Below are 18,831 nucleotides of genomic sequence, written 5' to 3' on the forward strand. Positions count from 1 at the left end.
ACAACCCACTGGGTGAACTGGCGACGCACCCACCAAGCACGCTCACGCTGGTTCCACAAACGCACCAGACTCGCCCGCGACATCGAGAACACCCAGGTCAGCTAACAAATGGCGGCTGCCGTACTAGGCGACCGAGTGGGGAAAAAGCGTGGGGAGAAGGGCATCCCCACCACAGGTCAAGTTTAGCGGTCACCTCCCCCCGCACAAAGGGAGTCCGCCAGATCGAGCACATCCGTAACGGGACTTGCGTTCCGTAGGGCTTGAGAATCAGAGATGGAAAACAGTCGGCGCAACCAATCGATGGGTGGATAGATGTCGATCGGTGGAGTCGGCTCAAGTCGATGGACCCGCTTCCCATCGATGGAAGAGACTCCATCGATGGGAAGCGGATCCATCGGTGGTGGAGCCTACGAGCGTGGAGTGACCGGTGTAGCCCGAGCGCCGGTGGGCCTAAGAGGCGCTGGAGTCCAAGTGGCCGGTGGAGCCCGAGCGGCGGTTGGAATCCAATCGATGGAGATTGGACAACCGGTGGAGTTCAACAACGACCGGAGTCCGGACGAGCGATGGGAGTTGATCCATCGATGGGGATTTTCCCATCGATGGATCCGAGTCCATCGGCGGGTGTGGAGAGGCCTCGGGGGTAGAACCCAAGCCAGACCACGGGCCAGACGATGGCCAGACCTCGGTGCCAGGCCCGCATCGTCCCGGGCCAGTTCGGCAGTGAAGGTGGGCGGGTGAGCCCCAGACTGGCAGTGCGGAGCGCGTCAGCGGCTCGGAGTAGTCTCGCGCGGTGACTGGTTCGGCCTTGTTGGGCCCCGCTGACGTGCGCAGGCTTGCCGAGGACCTGGACGTGCGGCCCACCAAGAAGCTGGGCCAGAACTTCGTGCACGACCCCAACACCGTTCGCCGGATCGTCACCGTCGCTGAGCTCGACCCGCAGGACGTCGTCCTCGAGGTCGGCCCCGGCCTGGGTTCGCTCACCCTGGCCCTGCTGCCCGCCTGCGCACACCTCGTCGCCGTGGAGATCGACCCGGTGCTCGCCGCGCGGTTGCCCGCCACGGCCCGTGACCGGGCGCCGGGTCTGGCCGATCGGCTCACCGTCGTCGAGGGTGACGCGATGCGGATCACCGCCGACCAGATCCCCGCCGAGCCGACCGCGTTGGTGGCGAACCTTCCCTACAACGTCGCCGTTCCGGTCGTTCTGCACCTGTTGTCCGAGTTGCCGAGTCTGCGGACCGTGCTGGTCATGGTCCAGGCCGAGGTGGCCGACCGGATGGCCGCGCCGCCCGGCAGCAAGGTCTACGGGGTGCCCAGCGTCAAGGTCGCGTGGTATGCCGAGGCGCGCCGGGTCGCCACGGTGCCGCGTTCGGTGTTCTGGCCGGTGCCCAACGTCGACTCCGCCCTGGTGCTCATGCGCCGTCGCCCGACCCCCGATGCCGACCGGGCGCGGGTGTTCGCCGTCGTCGACGCCGCCTTCGCGCAACGGCGCAAGACGCTGCGGGCCGCGTTGGCCGGGTGGGCCGGGTCGGCCGCGCGGGCGGAGGAGTTGCTCGTCGCGGCCGGGGTCGAACCCGGGCTGAGGGGTGAGCAGTTGTCCGTAAGCGACTTCGTCCGGATAGCGCAGGCAGTCGCTCACCTGGGGTAAGGCGCCAGGTCGCCGTTACTCCAGCAGTGTGATGTGTGGAACGTCTGACCTCTTCCTGACGCAACTTGCTTGCCTTCGGCGGTCGCGGTCAGGTCTACTCTTTGAGCATTCCATCCCGAGCGGCTGAGAGACCTGGCTCCGTGACGCCGCAGCAACCACCCACCGTGGGCAGGTGCTACCGCCAGGAACGATGGGAGATTTCGATGGGGATCCTCACCACCCGGCGGGTCATCGACCAGTGCAGGCGGACTGTCACGGCATGTCGACTGATGTGCGGAGCTAGCTGAGTACTCGCGAGCACCACGTCATCGTCACCCCCTGATCGTCTTTTCCGGACCGTCCCTTGTGGACGAAGGCCGCCCTGTCGGCCTGCCGCCGTGTTGGAGCGAACCACCGTGATCACCGTTGAGAACCTGAGCAAGTCCTTCTGGGGCAACACCGGCCCCGTCGTCGCCCTCGACGACGTCACCCTCGACGTGCCCACCGGCACGATCACCGGTGTCGTCGGCCCCGCCGGTTCCGGCAAGTCGACCCTGGCCCGCCTGGTGGCGCTGCAGGAGCGCCCGGACAGCGGCGTGATCCGCGTCGACGGGTTCAACACCGCCGCCCTCGACCCACGCAGACTCCGCGCGGCTCGGCGCCGCATCGGGGTTGTCGCCCACGGTGAGCTGCTGCCGCAGCGCACCGCCGCGGGCAACATCGCGCTGCCGCTGGAGCAGGCCGGTGTCGACGGCCCGCAGCGCCGCGAGAAGGTCGGCAAGCTGCTCGACCTGATCGGGCTGACCGACAAGGCCGCCCGCTACCCCGACACGCTCACCCCGGGCCAGCGCGCCCGGGTCGAGGTCGCCCGCGCCCTGGTCGGCGACCCGGGTCTGCTGCTGGCCGACGACCCCACCAGGGACCTCGACACCGACGGCGCCGCGGGCGTGCTCACCGTGCTCGACCGGGCCCGCGCCGAGCTGGGCGCCACCGTCCTGGTGGTCACCAGCGACGCGGGTGTGGTCCGCCGGATCGCCGACGACGTGGCGCTGCTCGACGGCGGCAAGGTCCAGGAGAGCGGCAACCTGCTCACCCTGGTGCAGGACCCGACCAGCCGGGTCGCCCAGTCGCTGCTGCCCGAGATCGACGTCCCGCTGCAGTCGCTGACCCCGCACGACCGGGTGGCCGAGGTCGTCCTGGTCGGTTTCGCCGCCGTCGGCGCGCTGCTGCCCGAGGCGACCGCCCGCTTCGGCGGCGTGATCTCCGTCATCGGCGGCGGTCTGACCCGCATCGGCGAGACGCCGGTCGCCCGCTTCCTGGTCGGTGTGTCCGGCCAGGAGGCCGACGCGGCGCTGGGCTGGATCGGCGAGCGCGGCGGCGTCGTGCGCCAGACCCCGGTGCGCGCCCACGTGGTCGCTGCCTGATTTCACCTGAATCCCTTGCCGTGGAACACTTCTCGTTCCACGGCAAGGGATTTTCGTTGTCCAGCAGCGGTTTCCGGCGTGTCCGGGCGTGGTGTGCCCGGGCTCGCGCCGGGCGGCGGGGTCGGGCGGGCGGAGTGACCGGGCGGACACCGTAGGCTGAGAAGGTGCTCGCCGTCGTCCCTCCTCCGGTCACCGTCCGCGTGCCGTCCAAGGTCAACCTGCACCTCGCCGTCGGCGACCTGCGGCCGGACGGCTACCACGAGCTGGCCACCATCTTCCAAGCCCTGTCGCTGACCGACGAGGTCACCGTCGCGATCGCCGACGAGCCCGGCGTGCAGGTGCACGGCGAGGGCGCCGACTCGGTGCCCACCGGCCCGAGCAACCTGGCCTGGCGCGCGGTGCAGGAGCTGGCCCGGCACGTCGGGCGCGACGCCGACGAGCCCAAGGTGCGCATCGTCATCCGCAAGGGCATCCCGGTCTCCGGCGGCATGGCGGGCGGCAGCGCCGACGCCGCGGCCACCCTGGTCGCCCTGGCCTCGCTGTGGCGGCTGGAGGTGGGCCGCGACGAGCTGGCCCAGGTCGCGGCGAAGCTGGGCAGCGACGTGCCGTTCGTGCTGCACGGCGGGACCGCGCTGGGCACCGGCCGGGGCGAGCAGCTGGTGCCGGTGCTGGCCCGGCACACCTACCACTGGGTGCTGGCCCTCGACCGTCGCGGCCTGTCCACCCCCAAGGTCTTCGGCGAGCTCGACCGGCTGCGCGCCGAGGGCGACCCGCCGCGCATCGGCGACGTGCAGCCGGTCCTGGAGGCACTGGCCACCGGCGACCCGCGCAAGCTGGCAGAGCTGCTGGGCAACGACCTGCAGGCCGCGTCGGTGTCACTGCGCCCGGGCCTGCGCCGCACACTGCGCGCGGGCGTGGCCGCCGGGGCGCTGGCGGGCACGGTGTCCGGCTCTGGCCCGACCTGCGCATTCCTGTGCGAGGACGGCGAGTCCGCGCTGCGGGTGGCCGCCGAACTCTCCGGGGCAGGCGTCTGCCGCACGGTCCGCGTGGCACACGGCCCGGTCCCCGGCGCCCGCGTGATCACCGCCGACGAGGCCCCCCGCCCGGTGCCGCCCGAGGCCCACGCCTGAGCGGTGCGCACGACCGGGAACGTCATCGCGCAGCTGATCCCTGCTCGGTTAGGACTGAGCGGCGCGAACCCCGCCGAATCCGAACACCGACACAGGCGTCCGCCCCCAAGCCCAGGCCCCACGCCCCCACAGCCAAGCCTCACGCCCGCAAGCCCGCGCCCCCAGCCCCAAGCCCCGCCCCCGAGCCCAGGCTTCACATCTCACATCCCAAGCGCCCGAGCCCAGGCTTCACGTCCCACAGCCCCAAGCGTCCGAGCGCAGGCTTCACATCCCACAGGCCACGGCCCCAAACCCCAAGCCCCACACGCCCGGCCGCACGCCCAAAGATCAAGCTCCAAGCCCCACAACAGCTCCAAGACAGGCCCCACCCGTCCCAGGGGGCAGGCCCCGCAGCCAGTTTATCGGGCGGGGACCGGCGGGCGGGGCTTGTGGATCTTGCCTGTGGATAACTCGGGGTCTCGAATGGGTGAAACCGCGATCAGTCGCGCGGGGTGCCGGTCCGGGCGGCTAGGCCCGGACGAGCTGCTCAAGGCGGGGATCGGCCCGGGGTGGCGGGTTGAACGACAGGGGTGTCGTGCTGATCCGCGACCGAATCCCGGGTGGACCATCAGGGCGTGGGCCGAGCCGTGGCATCGTGGTCGACCCAGGTCGCCGTGCCTGTGGCCGGTCGCGCTGCCGCACGGCTTCGGCATGGGCATCGCCGACACCGGCATGGCCTGCCGCCGACCCCTCGACCAGTTCAGTACTGCCAGTGCCAACCCTTGACGTCCTGCGGCAGGTTGTGCGGGCGGTAGCTGATCGTGCCGTGCTCGCTGCTGGAGTCGAGCAGCACGACGCCGTAGTAGCCCGAGTCGTTGAGGTAGAAGTCGTCGGGCAGGTAGCGGTGCTTGGGCAGGCAGGAGGTCAGGATGCCCTTGCCGCTGTCCTTGCCGTCGGGGTCCTTGGTCGAGAAGTCGGCGTAGCTCATCCACCAGCCCGAGTCGGGTTGGTACTCCTCGCTGGTCTGCAGCACGATCGTGGCGGCCAGGTAGTGCCCGTTGTTGGGCGGCAGGCTGCCGGGTTCGGTGCAGGTGACCGGCACGACGCTGTCGAGCCAGAGGGTGGCCAGGTTCGGGCTGCCGCTCGACCGGATGTCGATCTGCCGACCCAGCTGCGCGGCCTTGGTGCCGTCGCCCGGGTCCTCGGGTGCGCTCGAACAGGCCGTGAGGAGCAGGGCCACAGCCGCGGTAGCGGCCGAGGTCCGCGCCAAGCGGCGGACTACCGACATTTTTCGACCTCCCAGACGAACTCCTATGTCGTAATTAGTCGAATATCGTTACCACGTCAAAAGAATCACACACAGTGTGGTCAAACCGTCGCGCAGAATCAGAGTCGTGACTATCCGTCGTCGGTCGAGTGCGCTCGATATTCGGTAAGTCTGTGAATCGGGTGTGCACTGCCCGCGACCGCTCGCGGCCACCTTGGTAACTTCCTGTGGTCCACGCCGTCTCAGCGAAAGTGCGGGTAGATGGCCAACCTGGTCAATCTGGAGAACGTCACCAAGAGCTACGGCGTGCGCCCGCTGCTCGACCAGGTCTCCCTCGGGGTCGGCCAGGGCGACCGGATCGGCGTCGTCGGCCTCAACGGTGGCGGCAAGACCACCCTGCTGGAGGTCCTGGCCGGGATCGAGCCCGCCGACGAGGGCCGGGTGAGCCGCAACCGCGACCTGCGGATGGCCGTGGTGACCCAGCGCACCGAACTGGCCCCCGGGTCGACCGCGCGGCACGCCGTGCTCGACCCGCTGGGCATCACCGAGGAGCACCAGTGGGCCGCCGACGCCCGCGCGCGCTCCATCCTGGAGGGCCTGGAGATCATCAACCTGGGCCTGGACAGCACCGTCGACACCATGTCCGGCGGCGAGCGCCGCCGGGTCGCGCTGGCCGCGGCGCTCGTGCGCGAGCTGGACCTGGTGGTGCTCGACGAGCCGACCAACCACCTCGACGTCGAGGGCGTGCGCTGGCTGGCCGACCACCTGCTCGCCAGCGGCACCGCGCTGGTGGTCGTCACGCACGACCGGTGGTTCCTCGACACCGTGTGCACCCGCACCTGGGAGGTCGTCGGCGGCAAGGTCGAGCAGTACGAGGGCGGCTACGCCGACTGGGTCTACGCCCGCGCCGAGCGCGCCCGGCTGGCCGACACGCTGGAGGAGAAGCGGCGCAACCTGGCCCGCAAGGAGCTGGCCTGGCTGCGCCGGGGCGCCCCGGCCCGCACGTCCAAGCCGCGCTACCGGATCGACGCCGCCGAGGCGCTGATCGCCGACGTGCCCGCCCCGCGCGACAACGTCGAGCTGATGGCCTTCGCCAAGCGCAGGCTCGGCCGCACGGTGATCGAGCTGGAGAACGCCTCGATCGCCGCGGGCGACAAGCCGATCCTCGACCACGAGGACTGGATCATCGGTCCGGGCGACCGGGTCGGCCTGGTCGGCGTGAACGGGTCCGGAAAGACCACCCTCCTCAAGCTCTTGGCGGGCGACACGCAGCCGTCCACCGGCAAGCGCGTCCAGGGGCAGACGGTGCGCCTGGCGCACCTGACCCAGGAGTTGCAGGACCTGCCCGGCCACCAGCGCGTCCTGGAGGCGATCGAGGAGATCGCGCGCCGGGTCACCCTCGGCAAGCAGGAGCTGTCCGCCTCGCAGCTCGCGGAGCGCTTCGGGTTCCCGGCCAACAAGCAGTGGACCCCGGTCGGCGACCTGTCCGGTGGCGAGCGGCGCAGGCTGCAGCTGGCCCGGCTGCTGATGGCCGAGCCGAACGTGCTGCTGCTCGACGAGCCGACCAACGACCTCGACATCGACACCCTGCAGCAGCTGGAGGACCTGCTCGACTCCTGGCCGGGCACGATCGTGGTGGTCTCGCACGACCGGTACCTGGTCGAGCGGGTCTGCGACCGGGTGGTGGCGCTGTTCGGCGACGGCAAGGTGACCCAGCTGCTCGGCGGCATCGAGGAGTACCTCACCCGCCGCGCGGCCACGCTGTCCACTGTGGTCCCGGTGGCCAAGGCCGCCGCGCCGTCGGTGGCCAAGGTGAGCGCCGCCGACCGGCGCGCCGCGCAGAAGGAGCTCGCCCGGCTGGAGCGCCAGGTCGCCAACCTGGACAAGAAGGAGGCCGAGCTGCACGCCGCGCTGGCCGCCGCGGCCACCGACGCCAACCGGCTGCTCCAGCTCGACGCCGAACTGCGCAAGGTGGTCGCCGACAAGGCCGACCTGGAGCTCAAGTGGCTGGAAGTGGCTGATACCGCTGAGTAGCCTTGATCTAGGCTGGCGGATATGAGCCGGTTCGTTGACAAGCTGCTCGAGACCGCCCGCGACCGCGGTGACCTGCGGGGCATCACCACGGGTGAGCCCAAGGCGCCGGTGCGGCACACCTGGGGCCAGGTCCACGAGCGGGCCACCCGGATGGCGGGGGCGCTGGTCGCGGGTGGACTGACCCGCGGCGGCGCGGTGGCCGTGCTCGCCGCCGAGCCGGTGACGATCGCCCCGGCCGTGCAGGCCGTGTGGCTGGCGGGCGGCAGCGTCACGATGCTGCACCAGCCGACCCCGCGCACCGACCTCGCCGAGTGGGCGCACGACACGGTGCGGGTGCTCACCATGATCGGCTCCAAGCTGGTGCTGCTCGGCTCCCCGTTCGACCAGCTCGCCCCGCTGCTCGACGAGCACGGCATCGGGTACCTGCGGCTGGAGGAGCTCGCCGACGGCACGCCGCTGGCCGGGGTGGTCGAGGTCGACGAGGACGCGCCCGCGCTGCTGCAGCTCACCAGCGGGTCCACCGCCGAGCCCAAGGCCGTGCGGATCACCCACCGCAACCTGTTCTCGAACCTGACCGCGATGGTCGAGGCCGCCGAGCTCGACGTCGAGGTCGACGTGATGGTGTCCTGGCTGCCGCTGTTCCACGACATGGGCATGGTCGGCTTCCTGACCGTGCCGATGACCGTGGGGCTGGAGCTGGTCAAGGTCACCCCGGTCGAGTTCCTCACCGGACCGCTGCTGTGGGCCGACCTGATCTCCCGCCACCGCGGCACGATCACCGCGGCGCCGAACTTCGCCTACGCGCTGCTCGGCCGTCGACTGTCCGGTGTGGACGGACCGTACGACCTGTCCTCGCTCCGGTTGGCGCTCAACGGCGCGGAGCCGGTCGACGAGAAGGCCGTCAAGTCCTTTGTGGACTCTGGCGCCCGGTTCGGGCTGCGGCCGGAGTGCGTCTTCCCGGCCTACGGCATGGCCGAGGCGACCCTGGCGGTCTCGTTCGCGCCGCTGCTCACCGGCCTGACGCTCGACCACGTCGACGCCGACCGGCTGGAGGCGGACAACTACGCCGAGCCCGCCGGTCCGGACTCCGGGCGCGCGTTCGCCGTGCTGGGCAAGCCCTTGCGTGGCATCGAGGCGCGGATCGTGTCGGCCGCGGGCGAGGTCGTGGGGGAGCGGTTCGTCGGCGAGATCCAGCTGCGCGGCGAGGCGGTGACCCCGGGGTACCTCACGGTGAACGGCCCGGTGGCCACCCAGGACGCGGACGGCTGGCTGGCGACCGGGGACATCGGGTACCTGGTGGCCGGGTCGATCGTGATCTGCGGGCGCGCCAAGGACGTGATCATCCTGGGTGGCCGCAACATCTACCCCACCGACATCGAGCGCGCGGCGTCCACTGTGGAGGGTGTGCGGGCCGGGAACGCGGTGGCCGTCCGGATCGACGCGGGCACACGGCGCGAGCGGTTCGCCGTGGTGGTCGAGTCCCGGGGCGCGGGGGACGAGGCGGCGGAGAAGGTGCTGCGCAAGGACATCGCGGCCCGGGTGTTCGAGGCGGTGAACGCACGCCCGTCGGCGGTCGTGGTGCTCGCGCCTGGGACGTTGCCGAAGACGCCATCGGGGAAGCTGCGGCGAGCGGCGGCTGGGGAGCAGGTGGCGGCGTCCATCGCTGCTGCTTCGCTCTGAGGTTGCTGTCTGGGTGTTCCTGCTTCGCGCGGTCCTGGGTTTGGGTGTCCTGCGTCCTGGTTGTGTGTCCTGCTTTCCCTACGCACGATTGTGACTACGGGCGCGGAGTGCTTGTCAAGGCGGGAAAGATGCCTTGACAAGCACTCCGCGCCCGTGTTTTGGGCTGCGTATGGAATGCAGGGGCGGGAGTGGTCGCCGGGGAGGGTTGTTGGGTCGGGCGCCGGTGCCGGGGTGGGTTGCCTGGGCGTGGTGTCGGGGGGTGGGGCGGTTTCAGGAGTGGTCGTGTCAGAGGGTGGGACGAGTTGTCCACAGGCAAGATCGACATGTGCCGCTGGCGGTGTTTCCGCAGGTAGAATGGCTGCGGGGGAGCCCCCTGGGACGGGTGGGCCTTACCTTGGGGGGTCGCTGGGGTGGGCAGGTCTTGCCTCGGGGGACTTTGCCTGGTGGCTTGGCTTTGCGTGCCTTGAGGCGGGGTGTTGTCTGAGGAGCGGCCGAGTGGGGCAGCGGTGGAGGGGTGCGGTGCGGACGACGTCCAGCTGGCTGGGATCAGCGCTCGCGGCGGCGGAGTTCGGTTAGCCAGGCGGACTTGATCGCGTCCACGGCGGCCGGGTGGTAGCCCTGTCCCGGGTAGGGCGACAGGGTCAGGCGGGTTGCCGCGACCTGTTCTGCCGTGGGGCCCGCGCCGTGTTCGATGGCGGCGCGGTCTAGCAGGTGGGCCAGGCGTTCGACGTCGGCGGGGTGGTAGCCCTGGGTGCCGGGTGGGGCCGGGGGGAGTGGGAAGTACGGGGGCTCCGGCAGCTCGGCCTGGGGGCCGTGCGGGTCGATGGCGCCGTGGTGGTCGGGCTGGGTGCCTCGGGTGGCCTGGCGGGCAGTGGGCAGCTCGGCGTGGGCCTGGTCGCGAGAGTCGTGCCTGCCGTGTGAGTCGGTGGTGGCGCGCGCGTCTGGCTGGGCGTGGGAGGCGGCGCGGGTGCGCGGGGTGGCGGGCGGTTCCGCGTCCTCGGTGGGTCGTGGGCGCGTGGTGGCGGCGCGGTGTTCCAAGGCGGCGGCGACGTCGTCGAGGAACTCGTCTACCTGGTCCTCGTGGTAGCCGCGTTTGACCAGGGGGGCGGCGTCGAACTCGGCCTCGCGCACGTCCTGGACCGTGAGGTCGCCCCGGCCCGACAGGGCCGCCTCGACCCGGTCGAGGAAGTCGTCCACCTGGTCCTCGTGGTAGCCGCGCCTGCCGAAGGGGGCCTTGTCGAAGGTGACCGCGCGCACCGCGTCCGGGGTCAGTGTCATCCTCGTCGTGCCCTTCCTCAGCCTGCGTGGAACGTGTTCTGGGCCGCTTCCAGGCCCTGGCCGACCAGCGCCACCACCGCGTCGGCGCAGCGGTCGATCTCGAAGGCCAGGTCCTTGCGCTCGGCGGTGGCGAAGTCGCGGAGCACGTAGTCTGCGGGGTCCATCCGGCCCGGCGGCCTGCCGATGCCGAAGCGGACCCGATGGTAGTCCTTCGTGCCCAGCGATTTGGTGATCGACCGCAGTCCATTGTGGCCGTTGTCGCCGCCGCCGAGCTTGAGGCGCAGGCTGCCGAAGGGCAGGTCGAGCTCGTCGTGCACCACCACGACCCGCTCCGGGGGCGCCTTGAAGAACTTGGCCGCGCCCGCGACCGGGCCGCCGGAGACGTTCATGAACGAGCGCGGCTTGACCAGCACCACCCGGTGCCCGTCGAGCCTGCCCTCGACCACGTCCGCGCCCGCCTTGTGCGCCTTGAACCGGCCGCCCACCCGGGCCGCCAGCTCATCGGCGACCAGGAACCCGATGTTGTGCCGGTTCCCCGCGTACTGCGGGCCGGGGTTGCCCAGCCCGACCACCACCACCGGTGCCTCGTCCGCCATCACCGCTCCAGGATCGCCGATGCCCCGGTCCGAACCCGGACCGGGGCATCACCGCGAAGATTTCCGGGGACTCAGGCGTCGGCGGACTGCGGGGCGTCCTCGACGACACCCGCACCCTCGAGGTCCAGGTCGCCCTCGAGCTGCTCGGCCGTCGGCGCCGCGTTGACCGCGAGCACCATCGCCTCGGGGTCGCCGGCCAGGGTGGCGCCCGCGGGCAGCTCCAGCTGGCCCGCCAGGATCTGGGTGCCCGCCTTGACGCCCGCGATGGACAGCTCGATCTGGTCGGGGATGGCCAGCGCGTCGACCTCGATGAGCAGCGTGGTGAGGTCCTGGGTGACCAGGGTGGCCGCCGCGGCGTCACCGGTGATCACGATCGGGATCTCGACCGAGACCTTCTCGCCGCGCTGGACGAGCAGCAGGTCCACGTGCTCGATGTAGTTCTTCAGCGGGTGGGTGGTCACGGTCTTGGTCAGCGCGAGCTCGCTGCCGGACCCGAAGTTCAGCGTCAGCACCGCGTTGTTGCCGTGCTCACGCACGACGCGGGCGAACTCCAGGGCGGGCAGGGCCAGGTGCTTGGGGTCGGACCCGTGTCCGTAGAGCACGGCGGGGATCTTGCCGGCGCGGCGGGTGCGGCGCGCTGCGCCCTTGCCGAACTCGGTGCGCTGTTCGGCGGCCAGACGTACCTCGGACACGGTGGTGCTCTCCTTGCGATCACAGTGCGGCGGGGGCGCGACTTCTCAGTCGGGGCGGCGACCTGCGGCGAGGGGCACGGGAGGCACGAGACGCGTTCGGCTCGAAACCGCCACGTCGATCACGCCAGGCGCGATGCCCGCCTCGCCGAGGCAACTCGAATAGTTTACGCACGTCCCCGGGGGCGGGTCGAACCCGGGGGGTCCGACCCGCCCCCGGGGCTCACGCGTCGCCGTCGAACAGGGAGGTGACCGAGCCGTCCTCGAAGACCTGCTGGATGGCCCGGGCCAGCAGCGGGGCGATGGACAGCACGGTCATCCCGGGGAAGCGCTTCTCGTCCGGGATGGGCAGCGTGTTGGTGAACACGACCTCCCTGGCCCCGCACCCGGAGAGCCGCTCGCGGGCGGGCCCGGAGAGCACGCCGTGCGTGGCGGCCATGACCACCCCGGCCGCGCCCTCGCCGAGCAGCTGGTGGATGGCCTTGGCGATGGTGCCGCCGGTGTCGACCATGTCGTCGATGACCACGCACAGCCTGCCCTCGACCTCGCCGACCACCCGGTTGGCGACGACCTCGTTGGGCCGCAGCGGGTCGCGGGTCTTGTGGATGAACGCGATCGGCACGCCGCCGAGGTCGTCGGCCCACTTCTCGGCCAGCTTGGTGCGGCCCGCGTCCGGGGACACCACGGTGATGTTCTCCGCCGGGTAGTTGTCCTTGATGTAGCGGGCCAGCAGGTTCTGCGCGAACAGGTGGTCGACCGGGCCGTCGAAGAAGCCCTGGATCTGCGCGGTGTGCAGGTCCACGGTCATGATCCGGTCGGCGCCCGCGACCTTGAACAGGTCGGCGATCAGCCGCGCGGAGATCGGCTCGCGGCCCTTGTGCTTCTTGTCCTGGCGGGCGTAGGGGTAGAACGGCATGATCACCGTGATGCGCTTGGCACTGGCCCGCTTGAGCGCGTCGACCATGAGCAGCTGCTCCATGATCCACTGGTTGATCGGTGCGGTGGCGCTCTGCATGACGAACGCGTCGCAGCCGCGCACCGACTCCTCGAACCGGACGAAGATCTCGCCGTTGGCGAAGTCGTAGGCCGACTGCGGGGTGATGCTCACGTTGAGGTGCTTGGAGACCTCCTCGGCGAGCTCGGGGTGCGCCCGGCCGGAGAACAGCATCAGGCTCTTCTTGGGGGTACCCGCCTTGGTGCTCATGCCTGGTCCTCGCTGTTCTGCTCCGCGCCGCCCTGGGGCGCGCTGCCCTGCTGGTCCTCGCCGCGGCGGGTGGTGGCCCGCTGGGCGGCCTCGGCCGACGCCGTGCCCGGGCGCCTGCGGACCACCCAGTCCTCGAAGTTGCGCTGGCTGCCGCCGGAGACCGCGAGCGCGCCGGGGGGCACGTCGCGGCGCAGCACGGTGCCCGCGCCGCTGTAGGCACCGTCACCGATGGTGAGCGGCGCCACGTACATGTTGTCCGAACCCATCCGCACATGCGATCCGACAACGGTGTGGTGCTTGTTCACTCCGTCGTAGTTGACAAACACGCTAGCGGCACCGATGTTGCTCTGCTCGCCGATCGTGGCGTCGCCCACATACGACAGGTGCGGGACCTTGGAGCCCGCGCCGATGTCGGCGTTCTTGGTTTCCACGAAGGTCCCGATCTTGCCCTTGGCCCCCAGCCGGGTGCCCGGCCGCAGGTAGGCGAACGGTCCGACCGAGGCGCCGTCGCCGATCTCGGCGTCCGAGCCGTGCGTGCGGACCACGCTCGCCCCGGCGCCGACGGCCACGTCGAGCAGCGTGGTGTCCGGGCCGATGACCGCGCCCTCGTCCGCGCTGGTGCGCCCGCGCAGCTGGGTGTTCGGCTCCAGGCGGACGTCGCGCGCGAGCTGCACGTCGGCCTCGATCCAGGTGGTCGCCGGGTCGGCGACGGTGACCCCGGCGCGCATCCAGCGCTCGACCGTGCGCCGGTTGAGCTCGGTGCCCAGCCGGGCCAGCTGCACCCGGTCGTTGACCCCCTCGACCAGCCACGGGTCGGCGCACACCAGCGCGCCCACCCGCTTGCCGTCGCCGCGGGCGATGGCGAGCACGTCGGTCAGGTAGAGCTCGCCCTGGGCGTTGTCGGTGGAGAGCCGGGACAGCCCGTCGAGCAGGACGGCGGCGTCGAAGGCGTAGACCCCGGAGTTGACCTCGTCGATGTCGAGCTGCTCGGCGGTGGCGTCCTTGTGCTCGACGATGGCCTCGACGGTGCCGTCGGCACCGCGCGCGATCCGGCCGTAGCCGGTGGGGTCGGGTACCCGGGCGGTGAGCACGGTGACCGCGTTGCCCAGCTCGGCGTGCTCGTCGAGCAGCGCGGCCAGCGTCGCGGTGTCCAGCAGCGGGACGTCACCGTAGGTGACCAGGACCGTGCCGGTGACCGCGCCCAGCGGGGCCAGCCCGCAGGCCACGGCGTGCCCGGTGCCGTCCTGGGTCTCCTGGACCGCGGGGGTGACCTCGCGGCCGAGGGCGGTGGCGACCTGGGCCAGGTGCGCCCCCACGGCGTCGCGGCCGTGCCCGAGCACGACGACGAGGTGGTCTGGCTTGAGGCCGTCGGCGGCGCGCACGGCGTGTTCCACCAGCGGCCTGCCCGCGATCGGGTGCAGCACCTTGGGGGTGGCCGACCGCATCCGGGTGCCCTCCCCCGCGGCCAGGATGACGGTCGTGACCTGGCCCAGGCGCGCTCGATCGGGGGTGGTTGCGGACATCGCACTCCCTAGCATTGGCGAAAGCGTTTCGGCGGGAACATGCAAAGGCGCGGGCCGCACCGGGCGGGGAGCGCTGGACGACGCCGGCCGGGAGCCGATCCTACGTGGTCTCCGGCAGCACCCACGCCGGGTCGCCCGACCGCGCGGGCTGGTCGTTCTCGGTGGCCGCGCGCTCACTTTCGGCCGCCGCCGTGGCGGTGATCGCGACGATGTCGTTGCCGCCGCCGCGCTTGGCCTGGTACATCGCCGCGTCCGCGCGGGCCAGCGCGCGGACCGCGGTTTCCTGCGGGCGCAAGGACACCACGCCGATCGAGAGCGTCACCCCGTGCGACAGGTCGGGGGGCAGGCCCGCGACCGCGTTGACCGCGCGCCGCAGGGCGGCCTCCGCCGCGTGCAGCGGGGCGCCGGGCAGCAGCACGATGAACTCGTCGCCGCCGTAGCGGGCGACCATGTCGCTGCCGCGCAACGCGTCACGCAGGGTGCTGGCGACCACGCGCAGCACGTCGTCGCCCTCGGCGTGCGACATCCGGTCGTTGACGCCCTTGAAGCCGTCCAGGTCGACCAGCGCGATGGCCAGCGGGTGGTTGGCGGGCGTGCGCGCCAGCGCCTCCAGCCGCTCGTCGAGCGCGCGGCGGTTGGGCAGGCCGGTCAACGGGTCCTGCAGCGCCTGCCGGGCGATCGCGCCGTGCATGCGGGAGAGCCGCTCGTGCTCGCGCCGGGTGTTGAGGGTGGCGATGCGCGACTCGCGCATGTCCCAGAGCTGTGCCTCCAGCTCGGTGGCGTAGTTCTCCAGGGCACTGGTCGTGCGCTCGCCGCCGTCGGGCCCGGAGAGCCGGGCGTACTCCCGGATCAGGCACAGCCGCAGGGTCGGTTCGGCGGCCTCGTGGTACATCCGCGAGCGCGCCTGGCCCAGCACGTGCACGGCCTCTTCCTCGTGGCCCTCGTGCTCCAGGCAGCGGGCCAGCGCGATGGACACGATCACCAGCTCGCGCGGGTAGCGCGGCGAGTCGGTGAGCCTGCGCAGCCGGTCGACGTGCGCGCCGGAGGGCTGCGCCAGGGCCAGCGCGGCGCCGATCACCGGGTTCTGGTCGGCGGCGGCCAGGTGCGGCTCGCGCGGGAAGAGCGACTCGCGGAACGGCGCTTCCACCGCGACCGCGATGGCCGCCGCGGTGGCGAACCGCTCGGCGGCGCGCTCGTCCTCGCCGATCCGCTCCAGCCGCAGGCCCCAGCCGACCAGCAGCCGGGCCCGGTTGATCAGGTGCACCGAGATCAGGTGCGGGCCCGCGCTGGCCCGGATGCACTTGTTGGCCCGCGACATCACCTGGTCGGCGACCTCGTAGACGCCGAGCTGGGTGAGCACGATGCCGATGTCCATCAGGGTGGCGGCCATGATCATGTCCCAGCTGCGGCCGCCGAGCAGCACGTCCGGGGTGATGTCCTCGTCGAGCATGGCCAGCGCGACCGCGGCCTCGGTGAGCGCGGCGTCCTCGGCGCCGGCCAGCAGCAGCCGCCGCCCGCGCAGGGCGTGCGCGTCGGCCTGCAGCACGACCAGGCCGTGCCTGCGGGTGTGCGCGAGCAGCTCGTCGAGCAGCGGTTCGGCGGAGTCGGCCAGCTCGTTGTTGACCACCCGGACCGCGACCGCCGAGCGCAGCAGCTGCCCGACCATCCGCGGCTCACCGCGGTGCTGGGCCTCGGCGAGCAGCCGGTCGACCTCGTCGGTGTGCCACACCCGCTCGTTGACCGGGCTCACCTGGATGATGGCCAGCAGCTCGCGCGCGCGCCCGACCAGCCAGGCGTCGGAGCGCTCCTCCAACGCGGGTGGCTCGTGCGGGTCCCGCTGCTCGTGGTCCACCTGCGGCGCGGCACCCCTTCTCGAGTCTGGTAGTGGCCGGCCCCAACTCCGGGCTCAGGGTCCGTGCTCCGCCGCCAGGATTCGAACCTGAACCATTGGAACCAAAATCCAAGGTGCTGCCTTTACACCACGGCGGATCGCGAGCGGTGTTCGCTCACAGTGGGGAACATCGTGGCATGAAGGTTGCCGCGCGGGCAGCAGTACCCGCGCGATTGGGGTCTGGTCGCGTCCGATCGGGTGTTAGCGGTGTCACAGATCTTGGGGCGCTGTCACGGAACGGGGCGGTATGGGTGCGGTGCGTTCCGGGTCGGGGTGGCCGGTCGGGGCATCCGGGTCGGCGGTCCGCTTCGAATACCCCAGGTCGCCCTGGCGTGCGGCCCGACCGGGTCCCTACGCTGTCGTAGGTTACGGCGACGTAGGTGAGCCTGGCCTGAGCCGGTTCGGGAAAGAGGTGCGGACACATGACGACCACTCTCGACGCGGAAGCGGGAGACGACGCCAAGCGCGGCCCCAAGCCCATCATCGAGGGCAAGCGCAACCTGGCCACGCGGATCGCGGTCTACATCTTCATCCTGGTCCCGTTCGCCGCCCTCGTCGCGGCCGTGCCCTTCGCCTGGGGCTGGGGCCTTGGCTGGGTCGACGTGGCGCTGGCGGTGTTCTTCTTCTACCTCTCCGGCCTCGGCGTGACCGTCGGCTACCACCGGCTGTTCACCCACGGCTCGTTCAAGGCCAAGCGCCCGCTCAAGGTCGTGCTCGCGGTCATGGGCAGCATGGCCGTGCAGAGCCCGCCGGTCACCTGGGTCGCCGACCACCGGCGCCACCACGCCTTCTCCGACCGCGAGGGCGACCCGCACTCCCCGTGGCTGTTCGGCACCTCGCCCGCCGCGCTGGCGCGCGGGTTCTGGCACGCGCACATGGGTTGGATCTTCGACCACGACGTCACGAACAAGGAGCGCTTCGCCCCGGACCTGCTGGCCGACCGCGACATCGTGCGGGTGAACAAGCTCTTCGTGCTGTTCACCGGACTCACCCTGCTGCTGCCCGCTGTCCTGGGTGGACTGCTGACCTGGTCCTGGTGGGGCGCCGTCACCGCGTTCTTCTGGGCGGGCCTGGTGCGCATCGCGGTGCTGCACCACGTCACCTGGTCGACGAACTCGATCTGCCACATGATCGGCGAGCGCCCGTTCACCAGCCGGGACAAGGCCGCCAACTTCTGGCCGCTGGCCATCCTGAGCTTCGGCGAGTCCTGGCACAACCTGCACCACGCCGACCCGACCTGCGCCCGGCACGGCGTCCAGCGCGGCCAGATCGACACCTCGGCCCGACTGATCTGGGTCTTCGAGAAGCTCGGCTGGGCCACCGACGTCCGCTGGCCGACCGAGGCCCGACTGGCCAAGCTCGCCGCCGATTAGCGGATCGGCGCTCCGCTACGCCTAGGCTGGTTCAGTGGCGGCGAGAAGGACCGAGGGACCAGCGGTGGCGCGCGTTCGGATGACCGGCAAGGAGCGCAGGCAGCAACTGCTGGACGTCGCGCGCTCACTGTTCGCGGAGAAGGGCTTCGACGGCGCGTCGATCGAGGAGATCGCGCACCGGGCCAACGTGAGCAAACCGGTGGTCTACGAGCACTTCGGCGGCAAGGAGGGCATCTACGCGGTCGTCGTCGACCGCGAGATGCGCGCACTGCTGGACGGCATGACGGCGGCGCTCTCGGAGGACGCGCACCCACGGGTGCTGCTGGAACGGGCCGCGCTGTCGCTGCTGGACTACGTCGAGGGCAGCACGGACGGCTTCCGGATCCTGGTGCGCGACTCGCCGGTGGCCACTGCGACGGGGACCTTCTCCAGTCTGCTCAACGACATCGCCAGCCAGGTGGAGCACATCCTGGGGGTGCAGTTCGCCAAGCGCGGCTACGAGCCGAAGCTGGGCGCGCTGTACAGCCAGGCCCTGGTCGGGATGGTGGCGCTGACCGGGCAGTGGTGGCTGGAGGTGCGCAAGCCGAAGAAGAACGAGGTGGCGGCGCACCTGGTGAACCTGGCGTGGAACGGGCTGTCCAATATGGAGGGCAAGCCTGGGTTGCGGGTCATCTAGCTGTTGGTGTCTGGGCGCTCGGGTGCATGGTGCTTTGGGCGCCTTGGGTGCGTCCTGTGGCGCTTGTCTTGAAGGTGGGGGCTTGGGTCGCGCCCCGTGGTGCTCGTCTTGGGTGTGGGTGCTGGATTGAGTGAACTCGCTTTGTCTGGGGCCCCTAAGAGAAGAGGCGCGGGGGTGAAGCGGGTGGGAAAGGGATCACCCACGCCGGAACCAGGCTAGCGCCTCTTCTCTCCCCAGACAAAGCGAGTTCACTCAATCCAGCAGTTGGCGGGTGACGGGGAGACTTCTGGGCCTCAATTCTATTCACCCATTCTTTCTTATTGTCTTCTTTTCCCATTCATCGACAATGGTGGGATTTGGTGGGGCTTGACCACTGCCCTCATGAGGTGTGGCTCGATTGGGTGGAATTGCTTTGTTTGGGGAGAGAAGAGGCGCTAGCCTGGTTCCGGCGTGGGTGATCCCT

Annotated in this window: 14 protein-coding genes, 1 tRNA gene and 1 riboswitch; of the genes, 7 read left to right on the top strand and 8 right to left on the bottom strand. The window is 71.0% G+C overall.

All coding sequences use genetic code 11. The annotated features are described in order from the left end of the window. Positions 1–790 precede the first annotated feature (790 nt). The 3 genes from rsmA to QSK30_RS16835 all read left to right on the top strand — a co-directional run bounded on the left by rsmA (position 791) and on the right by QSK30_RS16835 (position 4,178). The gene (gene rsmA, locus QSK30_RS16825; RefSeq protein WP_285503831.1) at positions 791–1,645 is read left to right on the top strand and encodes a 16S rRNA (adenine(1518)-N(6)/adenine(1519)-N(6))-dimethyltransferase RsmA; all 855 of its coding nucleotides are present in this window, start codon (positions 791–793) and stop codon (positions 1,643–1,645) included. A 107-nt stretch (positions 1,646–1,752) separates the two neighbouring features. Then, positions 1,753–1,842: riboswitch (SAM riboswitch) on the top strand. A 198-nt stretch (positions 1,843–2,040) separates the two neighbouring features. After that, entirely contained in the window at positions 2,041–3,048 is a 1,008-nt protein-coding gene (locus tag QSK30_RS16830; protein WP_285503832.1) for a methionine ABC transporter ATP-binding protein, read from the top strand. Positions 3,049–3,212: 164 nt separating this feature from the next. Continuing rightward, positions 3,213–4,178: a 4-(cytidine 5'-diphospho)-2-C-methyl-D-erythritol kinase gene (locus QSK30_RS16835; RefSeq protein ID WP_285503833.1), complete on the top strand. Its 966-nt coding sequence runs from the start codon at positions 3,213–3,215 to the stop codon at positions 4,176–4,178. 739 nt (positions 4,179–4,917) lie between these two features. On the opposite strand, the gene QSK30_RS16840 is transcribed toward QSK30_RS16835, so the two are convergent. Then, entirely contained in the window at positions 4,918–5,445 is a 528-nt protein-coding gene (locus QSK30_RS16840) for a hypothetical protein (protein WP_285503834.1), read from the bottom strand. A 240-nt stretch (positions 5,446–5,685) separates the two neighbouring features. On the opposite strand from QSK30_RS16840, the gene QSK30_RS16845 reads away from it, so the two are divergent. After that, positions 5,686–7,458: an ABC-F family ATP-binding cassette domain-containing protein gene (locus QSK30_RS16845; protein ID WP_285503836.1), complete on the top strand. Its 1,773-nt coding sequence runs from the start codon at positions 5,686–5,688 to the stop codon at positions 7,456–7,458. Between the two features lie 21 nt (positions 7,459–7,479). Beyond that, positions 7,480–9,138, top strand: coding sequence for a fatty acyl-AMP ligase (locus tag QSK30_RS16850; protein WP_285503837.1), 1,659 nt, complete (start codon positions 7,480–7,482; stop codon positions 9,136–9,138). Positions 9,139–9,684: 546 nt separating this feature from the next. On the opposite strand, the gene QSK30_RS16855 is transcribed toward QSK30_RS16850, so the two are convergent. The 7 genes from QSK30_RS16855 to QSK30_RS16885 all read right to left on the bottom strand — a co-directional run bounded on the left by QSK30_RS16855 (position 9,685) and on the right by QSK30_RS16885 (position 16,417). Next, positions 9,685–10,416 carry a DivIVA domain-containing protein gene (locus QSK30_RS16855; protein WP_285503839.1) on the bottom strand — a complete coding sequence of 244 codons (732 nt, stop codon included), beginning with the start codon at positions 10,414–10,416 and terminating at the stop codon, positions 9,685–9,687. A gap of 17 nt (positions 10,417–10,433) precedes the next feature. Further along, a complete protein-coding gene (gene pth, locus QSK30_RS16860) occupies positions 10,434–11,012 on the bottom strand; it encodes an aminoacyl-tRNA hydrolase (protein ID WP_285503841.1) in 579 nt (192 codons plus the stop codon). Between the two features lie 71 nt (positions 11,013–11,083). After that, positions 11,084–11,704 (bottom strand): 50S ribosomal protein L25/general stress protein Ctc, encoded by a 621-nt coding sequence (locus QSK30_RS16865; RefSeq protein WP_285503843.1) that lies wholly within the window; start codon positions 11,702–11,704, stop codon positions 11,084–11,086. A 220-nt stretch (positions 11,705–11,924) separates the two neighbouring features. Next, positions 11,925–12,905, bottom strand: a complete 981-nt coding sequence (locus tag QSK30_RS16870) for a ribose-phosphate diphosphokinase (RefSeq protein WP_285503845.1) — start codon at positions 12,903–12,905, stop codon at positions 11,925–11,927. Continuing rightward, positions 12,902–14,428 carry a bifunctional UDP-N-acetylglucosamine diphosphorylase/glucosamine-1-phosphate N-acetyltransferase GlmU gene (glmU, locus tag QSK30_RS16875; protein ID WP_285503847.1) on the bottom strand — a complete coding sequence of 509 codons (1,527 nt, stop codon included), beginning with the start codon at positions 14,426–14,428 and terminating at the stop codon, positions 12,902–12,904. The genes QSK30_RS16870 and glmU overlap by 4 nt, the downstream gene beginning before the upstream one ends. A 100-nt stretch (positions 14,429–14,528) precedes the next feature. Next, positions 14,529–16,280 carry a GGDEF domain-containing protein gene (locus tag QSK30_RS16880; RefSeq protein ID WP_285503849.1) on the bottom strand — a complete coding sequence of 584 codons (1,752 nt, stop codon included), beginning with the start codon at positions 16,278–16,280 and terminating at the stop codon, positions 14,529–14,531. A 66-nt stretch (positions 16,281–16,346) separates the two neighbouring features. Next, positions 16,347–16,417: transfer RNA gene (locus QSK30_RS16885), tRNA-Gln, on the bottom strand. Positions 16,418–16,741: 324 nt separating this feature from the next. Between QSK30_RS16885 and QSK30_RS16890 the strand changes: the two genes are divergently transcribed. Together QSK30_RS16890 and QSK30_RS16895 are read left to right on the top strand one after the other, a co-directional pair. Next, a complete protein-coding gene (locus QSK30_RS16890) occupies positions 16,742–17,692 on the top strand; it encodes an acyl-CoA desaturase (protein ID WP_285503851.1) in 951 nt (316 codons plus the stop codon). 79 nt (positions 17,693–17,771) lie between these two features. Further along, entirely contained in the window at positions 17,772–18,368 is a 597-nt protein-coding gene (locus QSK30_RS16895) for a TetR/AcrR family transcriptional regulator (protein WP_285504016.1), read from the top strand. Positions 18,369–18,831 lie beyond the last annotated feature (463 nt).

It is taken from the genome of Actinokineospora sp. NBRC 105648 (assembly GCF_030269645.1).
Classification (GTDB): Bacteria; Actinomycetota; Actinomycetes; order Mycobacteriales; family Pseudonocardiaceae; genus Actinokineospora.